The organism is Corynebacterium sp. HMSC034B08, assembly GCF_001835805.1.
Lineage (GTDB): Bacteria > Actinomycetota > Actinomycetes > Mycobacteriales > Mycobacteriaceae > Corynebacterium > Corynebacterium coyleae.
The window spans coordinates 1-22,274 of the sequence record NZ_KV825952.1; the positions used below are offsets into that span (position 1 = coordinate 1).

Consider the following 22,274-nt stretch of genomic DNA (forward strand, 5'->3'; position numbering starts at 1 on the left):
ATCACTGGCAATGAAGTAACCGTCTTTGATGCCGGGCAGCGTGTTGCAACCCACCGGCTTGCCCAAGCCCGGGGAATCTATGTCACCGATGTGGATCATATTCCTGCCAACATGGCTGATACCACAGGGTTGTGGACCAGTGACTACTTCTACCGTGAAGCAGCCAAGATCGGGCCAGCAACCCGGACAGTCATCGAAGAACTCATCAGCGCAAAGGCAATCCCTGCCCAGGCATTTCAGTCGTGCCGAAACGTACTGAATATGGGCAAACACGCCAACAAAGTGATTTTGGAACAAGCCTGTGCACGCCTGATCGCACCTGATGGCACCAGGAGAGCAGTGTCGTATACCGCGGTGAAAAACATGATGGCCGCGGTACGCAAAGACCAATCAACCCGCCCGACAGGCCATGATCTGCCAGCCACAACAGCGCCTGAAACACCACCGGTGGAACACGCACGCGATACCCGCGGCGCATATCTGGGTGGGTCTGCCCAGTTCAGTACGGAAAACCTCACGAAGAAAGGACCCCTACATTCATGACACAGCCACAACCAGCATCAGCATCAGCGCGCTTTCTTGATGAATCGATCCTGCCTGTCTTTACCGATCTACGTATGACGGCTTTTGGCCGAACCGTGATTGATATTGCAGCAGATCCCATCTTCGACTCGTGGAGCTTTTCTGACAAAGTGCTCTACGCGCTCGATAAAGAAGTCGCGGCCAAGCGTGAACGACGAGTCAACAAATTACTCAAAGCATCCCGATCGCCAAATCTCGATGCGTGTATCGAAGACATCACCTACGCACCCGGCCGCAACCTCAACAAAGAGCAAATCACCAGACTCGCTCACTGCCAATGGTGTCAAAAAGCGCAAAGCATTGTCATCCTCGGCAAATCATCCGTCGGCAAAACATACCTGGCCCAAGCACTCCTTACCGCTGCTTGCAGAAACGACTACTCTGCCCGTTTCTTCCGCACAGACACCCTGGCCAACCAGCTAATGGTGCTACGCCATGATGACACAGCACGCATGGAGTTTCTTCAAGACTTACACCTGGCAGACGTACTCGTACTTGATGACTTCTTAACAACGCCGATTGATGCTGCCACAGCACACCAGCTGCTCAACATTCTTGCTGAGCGTGAACACCGGGGATCAACCATTGTCACCTCCCAGTTCACGCCCGATGAGTGGTACAAGTCCATCCCGGATGCTGTCATCGCCGAGTCGATACTGAATCGGCTTGTCGTTGGCGCTGAGATCATCACACTCGAAGGACCAAACATGCGCCTCGAAGCCAATACGCAGTAGCGGCTCATAGTCAACGCCCGGGTGTTACCCGATACTCACCCGGGCGTTACTGGATACTCACCACAGCGTTACTAAATCCGTGGTCCTAACATTCGCCCGCGCGGTTGCTAACCGCATCGCGTTTATGGACGCCGGCCACATCGTGGAGATCGCCCCACCCGAGGAGTTCTTCGCCGCCCCGAAGTCCGAACGCGCGCAACGCTTCCTGGACCAGTTGGTGTTTTAGAGGTTGGGTCGGGGCGGTTGGCTTGGCGAATCCATCCGGTCGTATATACTCGTGCTCATAGATCCCCCGTCCTCTTCGGAGGCGGGTTTCCTTTTACCCAGAACGGGCGTTGCACTGAACCTTGATGTTCAGTGCAACGCCCGTTCTGTTCGTTTACCCGCGAGGGGTGCCCCGGTTATACCTTACGACGTCCCACGAGCGCACCCGCAGCGATCAGCGCACCACCGAGCAGGATCGGCAGCTGGAGACCAGTTCCTCCTGTCTTCGGCAGATCGCCCTGGCGAACGTTGGCTACTGTCAAAACGGCATCTGTCGAGGTAAGACCCCAGGTAGATGGCGCAGATTCATTGTTCACCTGTTTCGCGATGACCTCCGAATCCTGGTCAATCACAACTGCTGCCTTGCCGTCTTTCATGGTAACCGAGAACAGAATCGGCTTAACCAGCAAACTATAGACATTTCCATCTACCACAGGAGACTTTGTCTCGATAAGTCGATAGTTACCGACTTCCAAATCATCCGCCCTGTAAAAGCCGAATTCCTCACTGAAGTCGAGCAGTTTTCGGTCCACGACATGTTCACCATCGCCAAGCTTTTCCAGAGTGAATTCGGCTCCCTCCAAACGGTTTTCAGGCTTTGGCAACTCTCCTTCAAAGTCTTCGGATGAAATCTTCACAAGACGTAAAGAAACCTTTTCATTTTTGCTTTCTGGAGGTGGAACACAGGCTGTGTCCTCGTTTGGTCCGACTTTAACTGTATTGAAGAGACCTTGATATGGCTTACATTCTTCTTCCGCCGAAAGCACTACGCCTGGGCGAACTGAGAAGACCATTTTGACGTTAAAGGAATGCATACCGTTGCTTGTAGCGTCGAATTGCTTTTCGCCTCTCGGTCGGATCTCGCCACCTTCTGAAAGGATAAACGGGCCATCTCCATTTTGGGAAGACTTTGAACGCTCACGTCCAAACTCATCAATGAAAGACCAACTTGTTCGTTCAAGCACGACACCCTCTGGCATCTGAGGTGTATCAACTACCCGCCGGTAACGCGCACTATTAGCCTTATCTTCGTTTTTAAGCAGCACCCGATAGTCAACCGTGTATGTTCCATCACCATTGTCGACCACTTGATCCTGAATGGCCTTTTTCTCGACCTTTGGGTCGACCCTGACGCTTGGACTCTCCGGCGCAGGGGCCGAAGCGGCATCCGTGTTATACGAGGTTGGAGCCCAGCCTGTCCCGACTACGGTAATCCCGAGGTCTTTAGCAGTCTTAGTCCCACTTAGCTTTTTCGTTGGATCATTAATCTTAAGCTTGATGATCTGCGCTTCATTCTGTCCGGCCGCGGACCCGCCACCAAGCCCGAACGCAATTGATCCGTCAGCCTCCACCCAAGCTTGTCCAAAGACAAGATAGCGGTTGTTCGAAGCGCCGAGAAATTGTCCCAAGGTCTGGTTCGTATCTGGAACTAGAAGGTCAGTAACATCAAGCCGAAGTCCTTGCTGCTTTCCGCTCAGATCAACGCGCTCGAGATAGATCTTCCCTTGCCCTGCTGCCCAAGTACTTTGTAGTCCCCATACATAATCTGGGGCGGAATCAATGCTGACAAAGTCCTCGGACACTGAACGGAATTTATGCTCTTGGCGCCATGGTGTTTGTCGTGGTGTCCGATCTCCGAGAGAACTCTTCGATGTTGCTTTTACATTGGCTAGATCAATTTCATATAGCCTACCTGTGCCCCAGTTCGATGAGCCGGAGACCCAGTACCGCCCCTGCGAATCGAAGGTACCAGCGTTAATTCCACTACCAAGGTCGTTAGCTACCGCATCATAATTGTTGTGGTCCTCAGGTAGCTGGCCTTCAAAGCCATCCACTTTTCCAAGGTCGTAGATCTGTCCCGTGTAGGGGTTAATTTGGAGCAAATGACCTGCAGGAAAACAGGGGTCATCCTCGTAACCGTGTCCAGTGGAGTGCCGTGGCTGACTGATCGCATACAAGTAGTTGTCTTGACGATTGTATGCAAGTGCGTTGTACACCCATCCAGTCTTCGGACCAATCTTCATCTGTACGAATCGACCATCGTAATCTTCATCGTCGATTTCGAGATAAAGCTGCGAGGAGATACGGGATCCAGAACTATTCGGACTGGCCACAATGAATCGACGAAAACCGAATTCTTCCTCTGCAACAGTCAATGAGCGCGCGGGTTGACGAGTATCGACTTTACTAGGGTCACGGTAGGTACATTTTTCACCGGGCTTCGTAATTGGAGGAACATCATCCTCCGTAATCGGCGGCGCAATCGGCAATGGTGCCGTGGTTGTGCTTGACCCATCTGGATCTTCCGTTGCTTCCTTTTCGACTACCTTTCCGTGCAGTACGATTTCCTCATCCCGCGTCGGAGCCGACCGATATGTTGTCCTCAAAGTGACAGTTGAATCTGCAGGAATTATTACGGAGTCGATTTGCTTACCATCCTTTACCGGATACCAGGTAATAACAACACGGTCTCCGTATTTTTCGACCTTTCGCTGAATTGAAACGCCTTCCGCCTTTTCAATGGGGAGAGAGAAAAATACGTCTTCAGTATTTGCTGTAGGACTCAGCGTTACGGTCGCACTCGTAAACTCGGATCGCGACTTCACGTCAAAAGTCGTCTCGTATGGATTGTTTCCCAGAGTTTTGTGCTCGGACACTGGGATACCGTCACCAGACACTACAACCGTGTGATCCTGCGGCTGGCTATCGAGATTCTGTCCCCAAACTTGCACACGGTAAAAACCACTTGCAGGCGCAACGGGATTAAGAATGACCGTATCCCCGCCCTTGAGGTACAAGTCATCGACCTTGGGAAGAAGACGGAATTCCGTATCTTCAGATTTACCGTTAGCGTTCCACCCCCACTCTCTCTTCTGAATGTCAGCGAAGGTACGGTCAACAACGGTATTCCCCCCGCGGACAACCCGGACTCGAACCGGTCCATCAATAGCCTTAGTGGCTGCATTGTCTTTGTTCTTCTTGATGGCAAATCGCGTCATCCGCCAGTTTCCGGTTTCATTCACGCGAAACTGGAGTTGTGGGTTCCCATCTAGCCAATCTGCTTTCGGACTAGTCAGCGAAAACTCTTGATCGTAAACGCCTGGGAGATCGGGAAATTGCCCTGGCTGCGAGGCTCGAAGTTCACCAACGCCAAGCTCAATTCCCGCATTAAGCTCGGCGCCGATTGTCTGCCCAAAGCCTGACTCTGCAAGTTCATCCTTAGTCGGCACATCGTTGCTGTCCGCGATTGAGTAGACAGATTCCCCGGAAGTCACTACTTCGAACTCGACTCGCATTGGTGGGATCGTGTGGAGGCCCTGGATGTCAAATGCGAGGTAATCGGCATCTTCGCCGTTAACGAATCCATAGAACTCTGGTTCAATTACGCGATCATCGATTGTGACAGAACGAATCTCCTCAATATCACCTTCACCTACACGTTTGATAGCGAACACATCTTCCTTTGACGCTTTGCCGCCAAACTCCCAGACTTCACCTTCTGGGTCTTCTACGACGACGCGTTCGACGTCACCTTCACGGGTCCAGCTAATTGGAGATTGTGAAATCTGGGGTGTAGCGGGTCCAGATCCATTATCTTTCTCAAGCTTTTCCGAGTGGAACATATCACCCTCGGTTTTGACCGGCGCTACCGAGCTAGTTTCTACAGCCTCCGACGCCACCGTGTTCTCCGCCACAGCACTCTCCGCAGCACCTGCCGTAGTCGCAGAAGCAACCCCCTCCTGCGCGTCGACCGGGTAGGAGCCCAGGCCGGCGGCGAGCGCCAACGAGGCGACCACAGCAGCGACTCCACGAACGGAGCGACGGGTGCGCGAGCTCGCAGTGGCTGCAGGCTTCATAATGTTTCGCATAATCCTTGTTCCTAAATCCGCTTATCTACCGTGTCTGTTCTTCGTTTTTGCTTCGCCGGGCCAGCACGAACCCGATCAAAATGAGCAGTCCGCCGAGTCCTGCGGCCCACAGCACGTTCGCGCCTGTGGAGGCCAGGTCGCCGCCGCGGGTGTTATCTGCCGGTTTGGTCACTGTGGTCACCGAGCTGGTTCGCGTGGTCACCACGGTGGTGGAGCCGTCGGGCCGGGTGGTGGTCAACGTGGTCTTGACCGGGGTGGTCACCGTGGTCACGGTGCTGCCCGAAGGTGTCGTTGTCCGCGCGGTGGTCCCTGGCGATGTCGGCGTTGTCAGTGTCGCGGGTGTCGACGACCCCGGCGTCGGGGTTGGTGTCGGCGACGGCGACGGGGACAGGCCCGGATCGGTGTCCCACTTGGTCACGATGATGTTGTCGTAGGTGAAGTGCTCACCCGACACGTCGCCAAGCGGCAGGATGATCAGCTGCGGGCTGGAGAGGTGGTACTCGTGGTCGTCGTCAGGCGCTTGCTCCTCGAGCAGGTACAGGCCAGGCTTCAGGTAGCTGAACTGCACTCGGCCCTTCGCGTCGGTGGTCGCCCTATCGGCGTCCTCCAGTCCACGCTTCCGAACGTCCTCCATCGTGAGGTTCTTGGCGCCCTCGCGGCCTTCCTCCGTGGTCACGTCGATGCCCTTCACGCGGGAAAGCACGAAGATGGAGCCTTCGATGGCTGGTGGTTTCGCGCCGGCGGGGATGTCGTCGTTAGGGTTCGGCTCGTTCTTCTTTACCACCAGGAAGATCGGCTTGGTGGTGTCCACGCTGTTGGCGGGGATGTTTTTGTCGTTGCCGGAGACCACGCGGGCATCGGCAAACGGCATGAACGCGCCGGTGGCCAGGATGGACGCCGCGCCAAGAGTCGCGACAATCTTCGAAGCTCGCATTAGGACTGAACCTCCTTGTTCATAGCGTCCTTGCGGTCGCTCTTCTTCTTTTCGCGGATGATCCACCAGATCAGGGCCAGCAGTACCAGCAGGGAGACGCCGCCGAGGGCCCACATCCACCACTGGAAGGTGGAGGTGGATTCGTCGAGAATCTGCGCTTCGTCCGGATCCATTGGCACGCGCTCGGCGTGGACCAGCAGGCGGTGCGTGTTGATGCCGTACGGGGTGCACGTGATCAGCGTGAGCAGGTCACGGCCGGGCTCGGCGCGCAGGCTGTCGGTCTCGTCGGGGAGGACGACCTCGATGTCGTACACCTTGTACTTCATGCGCTCACCGAACGTGGAGACGTAGACTGCGTCGCCGACTTCGACGTCTGACAGGTTGTCAAACAGGGTTGCGGTAGGGATTCCAGTGTGCCCTGTAACCACGGAGTGGCTGCCTTCACCACCAACCGGAAGCGCCGTACCGAATAAGTGCCCCAAGCCTTTTTGCAGTGTGTCCTCTGCAGTGCCGTGATACAGCGGCAAGCGGGAGTCAATACTCGGAATCACAATCTGCGACATTGCAGGGAACCCCGACAGTTGGCCCAGATACTCCTGGTACGACGCATTATCCTTCGACACACGTGCTAACCAGGGATCGAGGATTGGCCCGTCCGTCTGGCTTTCGTTGTACGCCCTCGCAGCTTCGATCTCAGTATTTAATTGTGGCTCTGGCTGGTCATGCAGCAGAGATTCATAGTCCTTCGCTACCTGTTCTTGTGCTCGGTTATTCCACTGCGTAGCAACAACCGGATACATCAAGACAGCAAGCCCAAGAAGAATGATGATTGCTGGAACACCGATTCGCTGAAACAGCGACTTCGCCTCAGGCTGCCGCCTGTGCTTTGCCTTTGCCGGAGCAGTCACAGCAATCAACGTCTTTCTCAACAGGAACTATGGGGTTAAAACATGGGCGGAGTTTCACGCCCTCCGCCGACGGCGTGGTGCAACACAACGCCGGTGCTGCACCAGCACCTAACAACTAGGCAGTCTTCGAATTACGGCGAGCAACGTATGCGCCACCACCGATAATTCCGAGACCCGCAAGGACCAAGATGGCGATACCCATACCACCCGTGTTCGGCAGGAACGGAGTGGTGTCGTCCAAGTTGACGACCTCGCCTTCCTTATCACCAACCGTGATGTTCTGGAGGGAGCCAGCGTCCTTCCACAGGAGGGTGAACTCGATCGGCTGGGACAGCAGCTCGTAGCCCTTCGGAGACTTCGTCTCTACGAGGCAGTACTTTGTCCACTCATTCTTGGTGTTCTGATCGCTGTTCGCACGGTCGTTGACGTGCAGGCCGTTGATCGTCACCTTCCCGTCCTGATCCGAAACGAACAGGTTCTTGCCCTCAGTGGTCTGAAGCGCCTTATCGTTGGTGACCGCTGCCTTACAATCCTGGCCGTCAGTAGCGCCGTAGACCTTGAATTCAGCGCCCTTAAGGGCGTCACCCTTGCTGTTGACCTTCTTGAACTTGATACCGGCGTAACGGGTCTCGACCTCGTTCGTCGGCTTCTTCTTCTCTTCCTGTACGTTGTTCGGGTTGTTCTCGATCTGTACAGCGGTGTTCTTCAGGATGCCACCTTTCGGCATTTCCTTGACGTTGGCCGTGATCTCGGCGGAGATCTCCTCACCGTTGGCGATCTTCTTCACACCAGCTTCGGTGAAGGTGATGACAACTTTTTGGCCGTCGACAGCAACGGTGTAGTCAGTGCCCTTCACGTATTTGTCGCCAAGAATCTCGACCTGATCCGCAGTGGTCGTAGCCTTCGGATCCAACGTATCTTCGATCCGGTAGATCGTACGCTGCTGGCGCTCGGTGTCGATCGTCTGCGCCCACGTTTTCACCGTGTATACAACGTTCTGGCTCACGTTCTTGCCAGTATCGACAACCGACTTTTCCGGATTCTTCTGCTTATAGTTCTTCGGATATGCGACAACGTCGTACATCCACTCCGTGCCACCCGCCTGAGCGTTCGACTTCGTCATAGGAACGAACACGAGGAAGTCAGCTGCTGGGGAGTAGTCCTTCACAGGAGTGGTTTCCTTGACAAGGTAAACGCCAACCGGCAGGTCAGTCCACGAAATCTTACCGTCTGCGTCAGTCTTGGTTTCGGTCTTCACTGGAGTCTCATCGATCTCCGCGGTTTTGGGAGTCAGACCCGCGGCCTTCACCAAATCAGCATTGGTCTTCAGGGAAGCGTTGGTCACCTTGTACAGCGTGAAGCCAGCACCCGGCAGGTTCGTCCCCTCGACGGAGTCATCCTTTTCACCGGTCGGCGTGCCGGTCTTGGCCGGATCAGCCTTCTTGTAAAGGGTGATGGACCCCTTCTTATTTACATCAATCGTCGACGCGGCTACGGCAGGAGCGTTTTCCTGCGCCAGCGCGTCCTGCGCGGCGATGCCGGCGGAACCGGCGAAGGTCAGGCCTGCGGCGATTGCGATCGCAGCGGTCTTCTTCATGGCAATTGCCATAGTGGTGGTCCTTTCGGAGAAATGTTTGTCGCTGGGCCCTATTGGTCAGCGAGAGAAGTCTGTTCGCACGACGTGTCCTTCGTGCGATTCTTCTGGGCCCAGCCTGGGCGCCATCGTAAAGTTTATTTGGTTGCACAACTTAAGTAAAGCGCAAATATGGGCCGTTTCCCCTCGTTAAGGATGGTTTCAGGCAAGTTTCCAAACCTTTGCGTTTGCTGCGAAAAGCGAGCTGGCCTTACAGGCAAATGACACCGAAAAACGGGTGTTCGACGTCACATATAAGGTGGGGTGGAGATGTTCGACACACTTTTTGCGTGAGTTTTTCAAGGGATTTCTTAGCAACCGCGCTAACCGCGTCAAACACTCCCCACCAGCACGTTTACCCCGCTATACAAACGCATGAAAAAGACCCTCTGCGCCGGAATCCCGGGGCAGAGGGTCGTCGCTAAGCAGGGGCTCTAGTCGCCGATCTGGTCGCGGCCACGCTTGACGATCAACGGGTCGGGCTCGCCAACCACGTCGTGGTCCTTGTTCGTGTACTCAAACTTGGACAGAATGTAGCGCATCGCATTCAGGCGGGCGCGCTTCTTGTCGTTGGACTTGATGGTGATCCAGGGGGACTCGTCAGTATCCGTGTAGCGGAACTGCTCCTCCTTCGCGCGGGTGTAGTCCTCCCACTTATCCAGCGACGCCAAGTCCATCGGCGACAGCTTCCACTGACGCACCGGATCCACCTGGCGGATAGCAAAGCGGGTGCGCTGCTCCTTCTGGGTCACCGAGAACCAGAACTTGGTCAGCGAGATACCGGAGCCGAGGATCATGTTCTCCAGCATCGGCACCTCACGCAGGAACTCAGCGTGCTGCGACTCGGTACAGAAACCCATCACACGCTCAACGCCGGAGCGGTTGTACCAGGAACGGTCGAAGAACACGATCTCGCCCGCAGCCGGGAAGTGCTCAATGTAGCGCTGGAAGTACCACGACGTGCTCTCGCGTGGCGAAGGCTTCTCCAACGCAACCGTACGAGCACCACGGGGGTTGAGGTGCTCGTTAAAGCGCTTGATGGTGCCACCCTTACCGGCGGCGTCGCGGCCCTCGAAAATAATGATGTGGCGCTGACCAGTATCCTTCGTCCAGTTCTGCCACTTCAGCAGCTCAATCTGGAGCGCGCGCTTCTCATGCTCATACTCATCGCGGGAGAGGCGCTCATCGTACGGGTAATTCTCGCGCCACGTCTGAATCGCAGTGCCGTCCGGCATCAGCAGCACCGGATCGTCTTCATCGGTGTCGTCCACAACCCAGCCTTCGGTCTGGGCGAGGTCGATCATCGGCAGTTCGTCATCCTTGTGGTCAGCCATACCACTCATTCTATTCCGCTTTGCCTCGCTGCGCTGGGAAAGCCCCCCACTAACAGAAAAATGCCCCGTCGCACGTAGCGACGAGGCACCTTACAGGTCGGTCTTATGCAACCAGACCAACGAGGTCGGCGAGAGCGCCTGCGAGGACGCCGAAGTTGCCAAGCAGCTCAACGAGAGCGCCCGGGATACGGGTAACCTCGGTAGCGTTACCGTTCTCAACGCCGAGACCGGTGCCGGAGGAAAGTGCAACCCAGTTGTACAGTGCTTCCATGATGTTTTTCTCCTAGTTAAAAGGTGTGCTTACTTAGCGTCTGCAGCCGGCTTCTTCGGGTTGACCTTCTCGCCGGACACCTTCTCAGCGAACGTCAGCAGAGACTCCGGGGTCTTGGTGAAGATCTTCTCGATCGCGGTTGCGAACGTCTTGAAGTCCTTGAGCGCCTTCTGGATGACCTTGAGATCTACAGGCATTACATGCTCCTAAAAGTTAGGTGCCAGTCTGTGTCTGGCTTTACTGACAGGTACTGACACCCATCGGGCGTCAGGGAGTTATTTTGCCATAGGTAACGATTACGTCAAGAGAAACTGCAGAATTGTTTTCAATGCTGACAGATATTTTTCAACACCTAACGTTTACCAAAACGTAACCATATTTCAGCTCTATCGACTACCTGCCCAAATTCAATAAAAGAAGTAAACGTCATATGAATTCGACGGCGACTGTACAGATCATTCAGCGCCAAAAATCGCGCCAGAAACGCCACAAACCGGAAGTGGATGTGGGGAACTACACCTATTCAGGGGGTCGTCGACAAGCAAATGCGCAAAAGAAAAACGCGCCCCGAAGGACGCGTTGCTCATTAGGCGGGCATTACATCATGCCCATTGCTTCCGGGTCCATGCCCGGGTTTGCACCAGCCGGCTCCGGCTTGTCAGCCACAACCGCCTCAGTGGTCAGGAACAGCGCGGCGATGGACGCAGCGTTCTGCAGCGCGGAACGGGTCACCTTCGCCGGATCCGCAATGCCGTTGGCCAGCATGTCGACGTACTCGCCGGTCGCAGCGTTCAGACCCTCGCCATCCGGGAGGTTGGCAACCTTGTCAGCCACCACGCCCGGCTCCAGGCCAGCGTTCAGCGCGATCTGCTTCAGCGGAGCGGACAGGGCCTCGCGGACGATCTTCACGCCCGTAGCCTCGTCGCCCTCAAGGCCGAGGTCGCCCTCGAGCTCGTTGGCAGCCTGCAGCAGAGCCACGCCGCCACCAGCGACGATGCCCTCCTCCACGGCAGCCTTGGCGTTACGCACAGCATCCTCGATGCGCAGCTTCTGCTCCTTGAGCTCCACCTCAGTAGCAGCGCCAACCTTGATCACCGCAACACCGCCGGCCAGCTTGGCCAGGCGCTCCTGCAGCTTCTCGCGGTCGTAATCGGAGTCGGAGTTCTCGATCTCAGCGCGGATCTGCTTCACGCGGCCGTCGATCTGCTCTTGCTGGCCAGCACCCTGCACGATCGTGGTCTCATCCTTGGTCACCACAACCTTGCGAGCCTGACCCAGCAGCTCAACGCCAGCAGTCTCCAGGGACAGGCCAACCTCTTCGGAGATGACCTGGCCGCCGGTCAGGATCGCCAGATCCTGCAGCATTGCCTTGCGACGATCACCGAAGCCCGGAGCCTTCACAGCCACAGACTTGAAGGTGCCGCGGATCTTGTTCACAACCAGGGTGGACAGGGCTTCGCCCTCAACGTCCTCAGCGATGATCAGCAGCGGCTTGCCGGACTGCATAACCTGCTCCAGCACCGGCACAAGCTCCTTGACGTTGGAGATCTTGCCGGACACCAGCAGGATGTACGGGTCCTCGAGCACGGCCTCGCCGCGCTCCATGTCGGTGGCGAAGTAAGCGGAGATGAAGCCCTTGTCAAAGCGCATACCTTCCGTAACCTCGAGGTCCACACCAAACGTGTTGGACTCCTCGACCGTGATCACGGACTCCTTGTTCACCGCACCGTTGCCGACGGCGTACATCGCCTCAGCAATCTTCTTGCCGATCTCCGGGTCGGAAGCCGAAATACCAGCGGTGGAAGCGATCTCCTCCTGGGTCTCAACTTCCTTCGCCTGATCCAGCAGGTACTTGGACACCTTGTCGGTGGCAGCCTGAATGCCGCGCTTGATGCCCATCGGGTTGGAGCCAGCAGCAACGTTGCGCAGGCCCTCGCGCACCAGTGCCTGGGCGAGAACGGTAGCGGTGGTGGTGCCGTCACCGGCGACGTCGTCGGTCTTCTTGGCGACTTCCTTGACCAGTTCCGCACCGATCTTCTCGTACGGATCCTCGAGGTCAATCTCGCGAGCGATGCTCACGCCGTCGTTGGTAATCATCGGAGCGCCCCAAGACTTCTCCAACACCACGTTGCGGCCCTTCGGGCCCAACGTGACCTTCACAGCATCAGCCAGGGTGTTCAGACCGGTCTCGAGGCCGCGACGTGCTTCCTCATCAAATGCAATCATCTTTGCCATGTGAGTGTGTCACTCCTTATATATAGGCGTACGTGGACGATCACTCAGTTCGTCGGTGCAAGCAGGCGCCCGCGACGGCACGGCTGACGAGTGGCCTCAGCCTCACCCGCTCTTCTTCGTTTATTTGGCACTCGGTTGAGATGAGTGCCAGCCACATTTTTAGCACTCTCGGGGGTTGAGTGCAAGAGACGCAGGGGCTGGCTCGGTTGCTGCTAGCGTAATGCCATGACTGACGCACAGAACAGCACAAGCAACAGCACAGCAACCTACGCACCGCAGCGCGACCGGATCTTCGCGGATCTGTCCAAGTTGGTGTCCTTTAACTCCCCGCACTCCACCCCGGCCCTGAAGGACGAGCACGAGGCAGCGTGTGTGTGGACGGTCGAGGCGCTCAAGGACCTCGGCTTTGAAGTCACCCGCTATCCGACGGTGGACGATGCAGACACGATCGTCGCTACGAAGCCAGCGAAGAACGGCATGCCGACGGTGCTGCTGTACTCGCACTACGACGTCGTCCCGGCGAACGACCCGGAGGCGTGGACGAACGACCCGTTCGAGCTGACCGAGCGTGACGGCCGTTGGTACGGGCGTGGCTCGGCGGACTGCAAGGGCAACCTGGCCATGCACCTGGAGGCACTGCGCCTCGTCGAGGAAAACGGCGGCACGGACCTGGGGCTGAAGGTTGTCGTCGAGGGCTCCGAGGAGCTCGGTGGGGATGACGGTCTGGGTAAGTTGATCGTCGACAAGCCTGAGGTGTTTGAGGCGGACGCGATCCTGATCGCGGACTCCGGCAACGTCGCTGTCGGTGTGCCAACGCTGACCACTTCCCTGCGCGGCGGCGCCCAGATCAACGTGACGGTGGAAACGCTCAAGGGCGCGATCCACTCCGGCGGTTTCGGCGGCGCGGCTCCGGATGCGGCGCACGCACTGATGGTCATTGCAACATCGCTTTTCGACGAGCACGGCCGCACCACCATCGACGGCGTGGACACCACCGCGAAGTGGGACGGCGACCCGTACGATCCGGAAACCTTCCGCGGCGACGCGACCGTCCTGGACGGCGTGGAACTGCTGGGCACCGCAGACGATAACCCGGCTGACCTGGTGTGGGCGCGCCCGGCCGTGACCATGATCGGCTTTACCTCCACCCCGGTTGCAGAGGCGATGAACGCCGTGAACCCGCGCGCGGAAGCACAGTTCAACCTGCGCGTCCCGGCTGGCCAGGACTCCGCCAAGGTGGCGGAGAAGATGGTGGAGCACATCAAGGCCCACACCCCGTGGGGCGCCAAGGTGGACGTACAGGTCAGTGGCGTGAATCAGCCGTTTTCTACGGATGTGGAAGCGGAGGCCGTCGCAAAGCTTGGGCAGTGCCTGAAGGACGCATACGGCGCAGACGAGCTGGCTGTCGTAGGCACCGGCGGCTCGATCCCACTGACCATCACCCTGCAGGAGCAGTTCCCCAACGCGGAGATCGCACTGTACGGCGTGGAGGAGCCGCTGTGTGGCATTCACGGTGTTGACGAGTCCGTCGACCCGACCGAGATCGAACATGTGGCCATCGCCGAGGCGATGTTCCTGCAGCAATACGGGAAGTAAGAAAAATTCGCTACAGTGGCAAAAAGACGGCCGCGCCACTGGTGTTGACGCGTTGTATCTTGTTGCCGCGATGAGCAAGTTATTTCTGTGTGAACTGGAAAGCCCCTGAGGTTAGGCGCGCCAACGGTACGACCGACCTCAAAGGAGGGCTGCCAGAAACGTGCTCACGTTACTTCTTGCGCTCACGGCTGCCAGCGCCATCGCCCCGGTGCTGCTGCGCAGCATCGGCCGCTCGGCGTTCGCCCTACTGGCGTTGGTGCCGCTCGGCGGCTTCCTGTGGGTGGTCAAACTCTTCGCCGACGGGGTGTTCCGCGACGGCGGGGAGATCGTTTCCACGTTCACGTGGATGCCATCGACCAACCTCAACTTAGAGTTTCGCCTCGATGCCCTAGCAGCGCTGTTTAGCCTGATCATCCTGGGTGTCGGGGCGCTTGTGTTGTTCTACTGCTGGGGCTACTTCGACTCGAACCCGCGCAGGCTGGCCAAGTTCGGGTTTGAGCTCAGCGCCTTCGCCACGGCCATGTACGGCCTTGTCATTTCAGACAACTTCCTGCTCATGTACGTGTTCTGGGAGTTGACCTCGATCCTGTCGTACATGCTGGTGTCGTATTACGGGGAGCGGGCGACCTCCAGACGCGCAGCCATGCAGGCACTGATGGTCACCACAATGGGTGGCCTGGCCATGCTGGTGGGCATCAACCTCCTAGGCTTCAACGCCGGCATCTGGCGTCTGTCCGAGGTGTCCCAGATCGCCGACATCGAGGGCACCCCGGCGATCTCCGCGGCAATCGTGCTGATCATGCTGGGTGCGCTGACCAAGTCCGCCCAGGCCCCGTGGCACTTCTGGTTGCCCGGCGCGATGGCGGCGCCGACGCCGGTGTCGGCGTATCTGCACTCGGCGGCGATGGTCAAGGCGGGTATCTATCTCGTCGCTAGGCTTGCGCCCGACATGTCGGCGGTGACCACGTGGCACCTGCTGGTGCTGTCTACGGGTGGGTTCACCATGCTGCTGGGTGGCTGGATGGCGCTGAAGCAGCGCGACCTGAAGCTGGTGCTGGCGTACGGCACGGTGAGCCAGCTGGGCTTCATCATCACGGTGATCGGCGTGGGGTCGCGTGAGGCCGCGATGGCGGGGCTTGCGATCACGTTCGCGCACTCGTTGTTTAAGGCCGCGCTGTTCATGATTGTGGGCACGATCGACCACGCCACCGGCACGCGCGACATCCACGAGCTGTCGGGGCTGGGCAAGAAGCAGCCGTTGTTGGCGGGGTTGGCCATTGTGTCGGCTGCGTCGATGGCTGGCATCCCGCCCCTGTTCGGGTTTGTGGCCAAGGAAGCCGCGCTGGAGATGATCCTGCACGAGGAGTTGCTCACCGGTATGCCGGGCAGGATCACGCTGGTAGTGATGGTCGCTGGTTCCATTCTGACCATGGCGTACTCGCTGTACTTCCTGCACGGTGCCTTTGCGACGAAACCAGAGCACGACCGCAAGCCTTCCGAAGCCGTGCGCGACATGCACCGGGTGGGCCCCACACTGTGGCTCTCCCCCGCCATCCTGACCGCCGGCACGATCGTGTTTGGCCTGGTGCCGGCGCTGCTGTCGGACCCGATCAACAACCACCTCGACGCGCGCTTCCCCGACGTGGAAGGCGAAACGCTCGCGCTGTGGCACGGCATCAACGTGCCGCTGATCCTGTCTGCGGTAATCATCACTGCGGGCGCGATCATGTTCTGGCAGCGCGACCTGGTGGCAAAGGCCCAGTTTGAACAGCCCGCGCTGGGTAACGCCAACAGCGTCTACGACACCATCCTGGCCAAGCTGCACCACTGGTCGATGCGCCTGACCGCGTCCACCCAGCGTGGTTCGTTGGCGATCAACCTGGGTGTCATCTTTGCCACGCTGATGGTTGTGCCGTTGGCTGCGCTGATCCTGGGGGCGTCGAACAACATCCGCATGATCGTGTGGGAAAACGTCTGGCAAGGCCTGATCGTGATCATCATGGCGGGCATGGCGTTCTTTGCCACCCTGCAGCGCAACCGCCTGTCTGCCGTGGTCATGGTCGGCATGACCGGCTACTGCCTGGCCATGATCTTCGCGCTGCACGGCGCACCGGACTTGGCGCTGACGCAGGCGCTGGTGGAGACCATTGTGATGGTTATCTTCATGCTGGTGCTGCGCAAGATGCCCACAGAGGTCGAGCCGCGTCACGACGACAACCGTCTCCGCGCCTGGCTCTCCATTGGCACCGGCGTATCAGTGGTGGTCGTGGCCATGACGGCGATGTCCGCACGCGTGGCCGAGCCGATCTCCACAACCATGCCGGAGTTGGCGTACGAGATCGGGCACGGCCGCAACACCGTCAACGTGCTGCTGGTGGACCTGCGTGCCGCCGATACGCTCGGTGAGATCACCGTGCTGGTCATCGCCGCAGTGGGTGTGGCCAGCCTGATCTTCGGCACCGGCAAGTTTGAAACCCAGTCACGCCGCCCGACCCTGCAGACCACAAAGGCCCGCTGGCTCGCATCCGGCGTCAACGACGAGACGGCGCAGAACCGTTCCCTGATGGTGGAGGTTGCCACCCGCATCCTGTTCCCGTCGATGATGCTGCTGTCGGCGTTCTTCTTCTTCTCCGGCCACAACGCCCCAGGCGGCGGGTTCGCAGGCGGCCTTGTCGCCGCACTCGCGCTCACGCTGCGCTACCTGGCGGGCGGTCGCAAGGAGATTGAAGCAACCCTGCCGGTGCACCCAAGCAAGGTGCTCGCCGCTGGCCTGCTGATGTCCGCCACTGCGGCGGTCGTGCCCATGTTCTTCGGCAACCCGCCACTGACCTCTGGGTACGCCACGTTCAGTCTGCCGCTCATCGGCGAGTTCGACGTCCCATCCGCCCTGCTTTTCGACGCCGGCGTCTACGCCATCGTCGTCGGCCTCATCATGCACGTGCTGGCCTCCATGGGCGCCCACATCGACCTCGAAGAAGAGTCCCGTAAGCAGCGCGCCCGCGACCGCGCCGTCGAACTGCAAGAGAAGAACCGCAGGCGCCGCGAACAGCAAAAGCGTGATCGCCTGCAGCGGTTTGATGAGCGGGCGGCGGTGTCGTCGGCAGGGTCGTCGTCGATTAGCAAGAGCTCGGAGAAGTAAATGGAAGCGAACCTGTTCTTACTCATCGGCTCGGGCGTACTCATCGCGTGCGGTGTGTACCTCATGCTGGACAAAGTGATGACGCGCATGATCATGGGCGTGCTGCTCATCGGCAACGGCGCGAACCTGCTCCTGCTGCAGTCGGGCGGTCGCGCGGGCTCGCCGCCGATCCTCGGACGCGACTCCGTAGCAGCAGCCGACGCCGCCGATCCGCTCGCGCAGGCGATGATCCTGACCGCCATTGTCATCTCGATGGCGATGGTCGGATTCATGCTCGCGCTCGCCTACCGCCAGTACCGCTACCGCAGCGACGACGTGGTCGAACGCGACGAAGAGGACCGCGCAATTGCGGTGCGCCCAACCACGCCGACGGGCGACCGCGACGAAGAGGAAGCGGCCGGCAAGGCTGCTGCGTCGGCATCGTTCGAAGAGCCAGTAAAGGGGGCGGAGCGTGAGAAGTAGTATGTTAGCCCTCGCCGACTGGGCCCTGCCCGCAGTGCCGTACCTGACGGTGCTGATGATTCTGCTGCCGCTCATCTCCGCGGCGTTCATCCTGGTGTTCCGCGGTGTGAACCTGCAGCGCTTCATTGCCCTGCTGACCCTGGCCACACTGACGGTCATGTCGGCGGTGCTGATCATCGTCGCCGACATCCACGGCATCCAAACGGTGCAAATGGGCGGCTGGGAGGCGCCGATCGGGATTACGTTGGTGGCGGACAGGTTGTCGTCGATAATGTTGTTCGTCTCCTCGATCGTGCTGTTCGCGGTGATGTGGTACGGCATCTCCCAAGGTCTGCGCGATGGTGACGACGACGACCCGATCGCCGTGTTCCTCCCCTCCTACATGCTGCTGAGCATGGGCGTGAACCTATCATTCCTGGCAGGTGACCTGTTCAACCTGTACGTCGGGTTTGAGATCTTCCTCGTCGCCTCCTACGTGCTGCTCACCCTGGGCGCGTCGCCGCAGCGTGTGCGCGCCGGCATCGGTTACGTGATGGTGTCCATGGCGTCGTCGATGGTGTTCCTGTTTGCGCTTGCGCTCGTGTACGCGTCCGTGGGCACGGTGAACATGGCACAAGTCGGAATCCGCATGGCCGAACTACCCACCGGTACGCGCGCCGCAATCTTTGCGACGATCCTCGTCGCCTTCAGCATCAAAGCCGCCGTCTTCCCCCTCGACGCCTGGCTGCCGGACTCCTACCCCACCGCCGCCTCCATCGTGACCGCCGTGTTCGCAGGCCTCCTCACCAAAGTTGGCGTGTACGCGATCATCCGCATGCGCTCCACCGTGTTCACCGACGGCTCGCTCGACAACATGCTCATGTGGGTCGCCCTGTTGACCATGATCGTCGGCGTGATGGGCGCAATCGCCCAAAACGACATCAAACGTCTCATGTCGTTTACCCTGGTCAGCCACATCGGCTACATGATCTTCGGCGTGGCCCTCGGCTCCGTCGCAGGCCTATCCGGCGCGATCTTCTACGCCGTCCACCACATTCTGGTGCAGACGTCGCTGTTCCTGGTGATTGGGCTCGTCGAAAGGCAAGCAGGCTCCGCCCAACTGCGCCGCCTGGGCTCCCTGCTGTACACCGCACCCGTCATCGGCGTGCTGTACCTCATCCCGGCGCTCAACCTCGGCGGCATCCCACCCCTATCCGGCTTCCTGGGCAAAGTCATGCTCATCCAAGCCGGTGCCGAAGACGGCTCCTGGCTCGCCTGGACCCTCATCGGCGGCGCCGTGGTCACCTCGCTGCTCACCCTGTACGCCATGATGAACGTCTGGTCCAAAGGCTTCCTGCGTGATCGCGCCGACGCCCCCGAAGGCGACGTCGTCCTCGCCCGCCCCGCCAACCTTGCCGAGCGCGGCGAAACCGTCTCTGCCGGCGAACGCGACGACGTCGGCCGCATCCCCGTCGGCATGTTCCTCTCCACCGCACTGCTGGTACTCACCTCCACGTCGATCACGTTCCTGGCCGGTCCGATCTCCAACATCACCGACCGCGCCGCCCAATCCGCCCAAGACGTCACCATCTACCGCAGCGCAGTACTTATCGACGACCCCACCCAAGCCACCCGCAACCTCGACGCATTCACCGAACCCACCGACTCCCAAGGCGGGCACGACTCGCTGATGAACCGTCGCAACCAGGAGGTGCGTAACTGATGAGCCTGCTCACCGGTATAAAAAACCGCATGCGCCCCGCCTACATTGCGTGGCTGACCTTCATGTGGGTCCTGCTCATGGGCGAAGTGTCCTGGGGCAACGTCGCCGCCGGCCTCGCCTTAGGCGTCGTCATCGTGCTGGCCCTACCCCTGCCACGCGTCCCCCGCAGCGGCAACCGCATCCACTGGCCACGCCTGATCGCCTTCGTCGGTATCTGGCTGTGGGACCTCATCGTCGCCTCCGCCAAAGTGGCCTGGCTCTCGCTGCGGCCCCAACCCCAACCCAAAAACGCGATCCTGCGCGTGCCCATGCGCGTCAGCAACGAATTGGTGTTCTACCTGGCCACCTGCGCCTACAACCTGCAGCCCGGCGGCACCGTCACCGACATCGACCTGGCCAACCGCGAATGGACCATCCACGTCCTCGACGCGTCCACCCCGGCCGACATCGAACGCGAAATTGCCAACGTAGCCACCCTGGAACGCCAAATGATCGGGATCTTCGAAAGCAGGAGCAAATGAACGAAACGATCTACAACGTCTTCCTCGCCATAGCCGCCATCTTCATCTTCGCCGGCTTCTTCATCCTCGCCTGGCGAGTCATCGTCGGCCCCGACTCCCTCGACCGCGTCCTAGCTAACGACGGCATCACCGCCTCCCTCCAGTGCGCCCTCGCCCTCTACATCTGCTGGACCTTAGACACCACCGTGGTCAACGTGATGATCGTCATCGCACTCCTCGGCTTCATCGCCTCCCTGTCCGTCGCCCGCTTCCGCAAGAGGGATGGTTCCCTATGATCACCGACATCATCTCCCTGATCTTCATCCTGCCCGGCGCGTTCATGGTCTTCTCCGCCGCCGTCGGCACCGCACGCTTCAACTCCACCCTCGCGCGCGTCCACGCCATCACCAAACCCCAAACCACCGGGCTCGTCCTGTTCATGATCGGCACCATCATCCGAGTCACCACCGCCGAAGACTTCGGCGTCCACGAAAAAGGCGACATCGGCATCATGATCCTGCTGGTCATCTTCGCCCTAATGACCAACCCCGTCACCGGCCAACGCCTCGGCCGCATCGCCCGACGCGAAGGCCTCTACGGCGAAGAAGGCCAACTCACCCGCAACGATCGCCCCGCCAGCTACCACCCCAAGCGCATCAACCCCAACAAGCCCACCGAAACCGAACGGCCGGCGGGCTAAGGGCTGGCTGCTACGGCGCTACGGCGTGAGTTCCCACATTTCGTCGCAGGTCGCGTCCACAACCGCCTTCCAATCACCCGTGCGCTGGTAAATCTCCCGCTGGCGCTGGTAGCCAGCGCCGCGCTCGACGATCTCGCTGACCAGCCGTAGCTCGTCGAGGCAGTTGAGGTCTTGGGCCGTGGGCGTGAGTTCGTCGATAAGCAATTGCAACTCGTGCTTAATCCAATCCTCGTCCGTATCGCGGCTGGTGATCACAAGCGCGTCCATGCCATAGCGGGCGCCGCGCCACTTATTCTCCGCGACGTGCCACTGCTGCAGGGTCGGCAGGGACTCGCCGCGATCCAACATGCGGTCGTAGTGGACCACGAGACAGTGCGTGAGCGCCACGACCGCGGCAAGCTCGCGCAGGTTAGACGTGGCATCCGAAATGCGAACCTCGATCGTGCCCCACTTCGCGGCCGGACGGACATCGAAATGCATCGAACCCGTGTGATTAATCACGCCCGAAGTCCGTTGATCGCGCATAAACGCAACCCACTCATCCCAATCCTGGAACTGATACGGCATACCCGCGGTGGGAAGCTGCTGGTAAAGCATCGTGCGGTTCGAAGCGTAACCCGTATCGATGCCGTCCCAACCCGGGCTCGAGGCGCTTATCGCGAGCAGGTGCGGGTACTTCGTCATCACCGCATTAATGATCGGCCACACCTTGTCCTCATGACTGATCCCAATGTGGCAGTGGATACCCCACAACAACATGTGCTGACCCCAATACTGGGTGCGATCCGCGATCTCCTGATACGTGTTCTTCGGACTCAACGGATTCGTGCGGAAATCCGAAAACGGGTGGCCGCCGCTCGCCCACAGGCGGAGGTTCTTCTCATCCGCGACCTCCTTGATCGCTTTGAGGTCGCGCTGGAGGGCGTCGACCGCCTCCCTGGTATTCGTGCAGATCGGCGTGACAAGCTCGATCGTGTTCTGCAGAAACTCCGGCTCCAGGTGCACGTCCGGATTGCGCTTCTGCACCTCCTCGATCACCTCAGCCGCACGCGGCACAAGGTCGCGCGTTTCCGGGTCGACGAGACAAATCTCCCACTCGACACCGAGGGTAGGGGCGGCCGACCTGGCAAAATCGCGAAACGGATCCATAGTCAGCCAGCCTAACCGCTTCGGTTCCCGGGACTGGCATGGCGAAGCGGTTTATATGCGGGGCGGTGCTGTTGGGGTTCCGCCTTCCACACAGATGGTGAGGACGCAACGGAGAGCTGGCCGATTTTTGGCCATCTTCACCCTTGCATTCTCACCATGTGGAGGTCGGGTGCCGGTGTGGTGTCGTCGCAAAGCTAAACGGCGCCTCCTACACGGCATATTTCGCTAATTTTCGACGAAATGCACCGTGTAGGAGGCGCCG

At 59.1% G+C, this 22,274-nt stretch carries 18 protein-coding genes and 1 pseudogene; 10 read left to right on the forward strand and 9 right to left on the reverse strand.

What is annotated here, in order from left to right; translation table 11 throughout:
* The 3 genes and pseudogenes from HMPREF2656_RS13040 to HMPREF2656_RS12785 form a co-directional block, all read left to right on the forward strand.
* Positions 1-543, forward strand: a pseudogene (locus HMPREF2656_RS13040) (IS21 family transposase); the annotation flags it as partial.
* Positions 540-1,316, forward strand: a complete 777-nt coding sequence (locus HMPREF2656_RS04910; protein WP_070816007.1) for an ATP-binding protein — start codon at positions 540-542, stop codon at positions 1,314-1,316. The pseudogene HMPREF2656_RS13040 and the gene HMPREF2656_RS04910, both read left to right, overlap by 4 nt.
* Before the next feature lie 79 nt (positions 1,317-1,395).
* Positions 1,396-1,542 carry a hypothetical protein gene (locus HMPREF2656_RS12785; protein WP_186806821.1) on the forward strand — a complete coding sequence of 49 codons (147 nt, stop codon included), beginning with the start codon at positions 1,396-1,398 and terminating at the stop codon, positions 1,540-1,542.
* A gap of 175 nt (positions 1,543-1,717) precedes the next feature.
* Here the strand turns inward: HMPREF2656_RS12785 and HMPREF2656_RS04915 are convergent, their stop codons facing one another.
* The 8 genes from HMPREF2656_RS04915 to groL all read right to left on the reverse strand — a co-directional run bounded on the left by HMPREF2656_RS04915 (position 1,718) and on the right by groL (position 12,764).
* The gene (locus HMPREF2656_RS04915; protein WP_070452778.1) at positions 1,718-5,377 is read right to left on the reverse strand and encodes a DUF6923 family protein; all 3,660 of its coding nucleotides are present in this window, start codon (positions 5,375-5,377) and stop codon (positions 1,718-1,720) included.
* A 97-nt stretch (positions 5,378-5,474) separates the two neighbouring features.
* Positions 5,475-6,383, reverse strand: coding sequence for an LPXTG cell wall anchor domain-containing protein (locus tag HMPREF2656_RS04920; RefSeq protein ID WP_070816008.1), 909 nt, complete (start codon positions 6,381-6,383; stop codon positions 5,475-5,477).
* Complete coding sequence (locus HMPREF2656_RS04925; RefSeq protein WP_070452827.1) at positions 6,383-7,291, reverse strand: class C sortase; 909 nt, start codon at positions 7,289-7,291, stop codon at positions 6,383-6,385. Before HMPREF2656_RS04925 ends, HMPREF2656_RS04920 begins: the two co-directional genes overlap by 1 nt.
* Positions 7,292-7,406: 115 nt before the next feature.
* Positions 7,407-8,900, reverse strand: a complete 1,494-nt coding sequence (locus tag HMPREF2656_RS04930; protein WP_070816009.1) for a SpaH/EbpB family LPXTG-anchored major pilin — start codon at positions 8,898-8,900, stop codon at positions 7,407-7,409.
* A gap of 458 nt (positions 8,901-9,358) precedes the next feature.
* A complete protein-coding gene (ppk2, locus tag HMPREF2656_RS04935) occupies positions 9,359-10,258 on the reverse strand; it encodes a polyphosphate kinase 2 (RefSeq protein WP_070422455.1) in 900 nt (299 codons plus the stop codon).
* Between the two features lie 103 nt (positions 10,259-10,361).
* Complete coding sequence (locus HMPREF2656_RS13045; protein WP_168167537.1) at positions 10,362-10,529, reverse strand: hypothetical protein; 168 nt, start codon at positions 10,527-10,529, stop codon at positions 10,362-10,364.
* 29 nt (positions 10,530-10,558) lie between these two features.
* Positions 10,559-10,726, reverse strand: coding sequence for a hypothetical protein (locus HMPREF2656_RS13050; protein WP_168167538.1), 168 nt, complete (start codon positions 10,724-10,726; stop codon positions 10,559-10,561).
* A 400-nt stretch (positions 10,727-11,126) separates the two neighbouring features.
* Complete coding sequence (gene groL, locus HMPREF2656_RS04940) at positions 11,127-12,764, reverse strand: chaperonin GroEL (protein WP_070422454.1); 1,638 nt, start codon at positions 12,762-12,764, stop codon at positions 11,127-11,129.
* A 225-nt stretch (positions 12,765-12,989) separates the two neighbouring features.
* Between groL and HMPREF2656_RS04945 the strand changes: the two genes are divergently transcribed.
* From HMPREF2656_RS04945 to HMPREF2656_RS04975, 7 genes are all read left to right on the forward strand, one after another.
* A complete protein-coding gene (locus HMPREF2656_RS04945; RefSeq protein ID WP_070482327.1) occupies positions 12,990-14,360 on the forward strand; it encodes a dipeptidase in 1,371 nt (456 codons plus the stop codon).
* 160 nt (positions 14,361-14,520) lie between these two features.
* Complete coding sequence (locus HMPREF2656_RS04950; protein ID WP_070816010.1) at positions 14,521-17,499, forward strand: Na+/H+ antiporter subunit A; 2,979 nt, start codon at positions 14,521-14,523, stop codon at positions 17,497-17,499.
* Complete coding sequence (locus HMPREF2656_RS04955; RefSeq protein ID WP_070816011.1) at positions 17,500-17,961, forward strand: Na(+)/H(+) antiporter subunit C; 462 nt, start codon at positions 17,500-17,502, stop codon at positions 17,959-17,961.
* 1 nt (position 17,962) lies between these two features.
* Entirely contained in the window at positions 17,963-19,663 is a 1,701-nt protein-coding gene (locus HMPREF2656_RS04960) for a Na+/H+ antiporter subunit D (RefSeq protein WP_083319445.1), read from the forward strand.
* On the forward strand, positions 19,663-20,184 hold the full coding sequence (locus tag HMPREF2656_RS04965; RefSeq protein WP_180950054.1) for a Na+/H+ antiporter subunit E: 522 nt from the start codon (positions 19,663-19,665) through the stop codon (positions 20,182-20,184). The genes HMPREF2656_RS04960 and HMPREF2656_RS04965 overlap by 1 nt, the downstream gene beginning before the upstream one ends.
* A complete protein-coding gene (locus HMPREF2656_RS04970; protein ID WP_070422450.1) occupies positions 20,181-20,459 on the forward strand; it encodes a monovalent cation/H+ antiporter complex subunit F in 279 nt (92 codons plus the stop codon). Before HMPREF2656_RS04965 ends, HMPREF2656_RS04970 begins: the two co-directional genes overlap by 4 nt.
* On the forward strand, positions 20,456-20,863 hold the full coding sequence (locus tag HMPREF2656_RS04975; protein WP_070614382.1) for a monovalent cation/H(+) antiporter subunit G: 408 nt from the start codon (positions 20,456-20,458) through the stop codon (positions 20,861-20,863). The genes HMPREF2656_RS04970 and HMPREF2656_RS04975 overlap by 4 nt, the downstream gene beginning before the upstream one ends.
* Positions 20,864-20,881: 18 nt before the next feature.
* Here HMPREF2656_RS04975 and HMPREF2656_RS04980 read toward each other — a convergent pair whose 3' ends face one another.
* Positions 20,882-22,012 (reverse strand): glutamate--cysteine ligase, encoded by a 1,131-nt coding sequence (locus tag HMPREF2656_RS04980; RefSeq protein ID WP_070816012.1) that lies wholly within the window; start codon positions 22,010-22,012, stop codon positions 20,882-20,884.
* Between the last annotated feature and the right edge of the window lie 262 nt (positions 22,013-22,274).

Bases quoted from the DNA above. Each gene is read 5' to 3' on its own strand.
- HMPREF2656_RS04970 (WP_070422450.1), top strand. From the start codon at position 20,181: ATGAACGAAACGATCTACAACGTCTTCCTCGCCATAGCCGCCATCTTC.
- ppk2 (WP_070422455.1), bottom strand. From the start codon at position 10,258: ATGGCTGACCACAAGGATGACGAACTGCCGATGATCGACCTCGCCCAG.
- HMPREF2656_RS04930 (WP_070816009.1), bottom strand. From the start codon at position 8,900: ATGGCAATTGCCATGAAGAAGACCGCTGCGATCGCAATCGCCGCAGGC.
- HMPREF2656_RS04965 (WP_180950054.1), top strand. From the start codon at position 19,663: ATGAGCCTGCTCACCGGTATAAAAAACCGCATGCGCCCCGCCTACATT.
- HMPREF2656_RS04955 (WP_070816011.1), top strand. From the start codon at position 17,500: ATGGAAGCGAACCTGTTCTTACTCATCGGCTCGGGCGTACTCATCGCG.
- HMPREF2656_RS13045 (WP_168167537.1), bottom strand. From the start codon at position 10,529: ATGGAAGCACTGTACAACTGGGTTGCACTTTCCTCCGGCACCGGTCTC.
- HMPREF2656_RS04960 (WP_083319445.1), top strand. From the start codon at position 17,963: ATGTTAGCCCTCGCCGACTGGGCCCTGCCCGCAGTGCCGTACCTGACG.
- HMPREF2656_RS04945 (WP_070482327.1), top strand. From the start codon at position 12,990: ATGACTGACGCACAGAACAGCACAAGCAACAGCACAGCAACCTACGCA.
- HMPREF2656_RS04975 (WP_070614382.1), top strand. From the start codon at position 20,456: ATGATCACCGACATCATCTCCCTGATCTTCATCCTGCCCGGCGCGTTC.
- HMPREF2656_RS04920 (WP_070816008.1), bottom strand. From the start codon at position 6,383: ATGCGAGCTTCGAAGATTGTCGCGACTCTTGGCGCGGCGTCCATCCTG.
- HMPREF2656_RS04980 (WP_070816012.1), bottom strand. From the start codon at position 22,012: ATGGATCCGTTTCGCGATTTTGCCAGGTCGGCCGCCCCTACCCTCGGT.
- HMPREF2656_RS04910 (WP_070816007.1), top strand. From the start codon at position 540: ATGACACAGCCACAACCAGCATCAGCATCAGCGCGCTTTCTTGATGAA.
- groL (WP_070422454.1), bottom strand. From the start codon at position 12,764: ATGGCAAAGATGATTGCATTTGATGAGGAAGCACGTCGCGGCCTCGAG.
- HMPREF2656_RS13050 (WP_168167538.1), bottom strand. From the start codon at position 10,726: ATGCCTGTAGATCTCAAGGTCATCCAGAAGGCGCTCAAGGACTTCAAG.